The organism is Streptomyces sp. SID12501 (genome assembly GCF_010550245.1).
Taxonomy (GTDB): Bacteria; Actinomycetota; Actinomycetes; order Streptomycetales; family Streptomycetaceae; genus Streptomyces.
This window is the reverse complement of the sequence record NZ_JAAGLU010000768.1, coordinates 1-423: the sequence shown is the minus strand read 5'-3', so window position 1 is coordinate 423 and position 423 is coordinate 1. Positions and strand designations below refer to the sequence as shown.

Genomic DNA, 423 nt, shown 5'->3' with positions numbered 1-423 from the left:
ACCTGGACTTCTCGTACCAGCGCCGGATCGGCCACCTGATCGACCTCGTCGCACCCGCCCGGCAGCCGTTGAACGTGGTCCACCTGGGCGGCGGCGCCTTCACCCTGGCCCGCTACACGGCCGCCGGCCGGCCCCGCTCCACCCAGCAGGTCGTCGAGATCGACGGCGCCCTGGTCACCTTCGTACGCGAACACCTGCCGCTGGATCCCCAGGCGCGCGTCCGGGTCCGCGCCGTGGACGCCCGGGCGGGCCTGGCCAAGATCCCCGACGGCTGGGCCGACCTCGTCATCGCCGACGTCTTCAGCGGCGCCCGCACCCCGGCGCACCTGACCAGCACCGAGTTCCTGGACGACGTACGCCGGGCCCTGGCGCCCACCGGCTGGTACGTGGCGAACCTCGCGGACGGTCCGCCGCTGACCCACC

At 74.2% G+C, this 423-nt stretch carries 1 protein-coding gene; it reads left to right on the top strand.

Annotated features, from left to right (window positions below; genetic code table 11):
• On the top strand, nt 1-423 hold a 423-nt coding region (locus tag G3I71_RS48370), incomplete at both ends, for a spermidine synthase (RefSeq protein WP_203733206.1).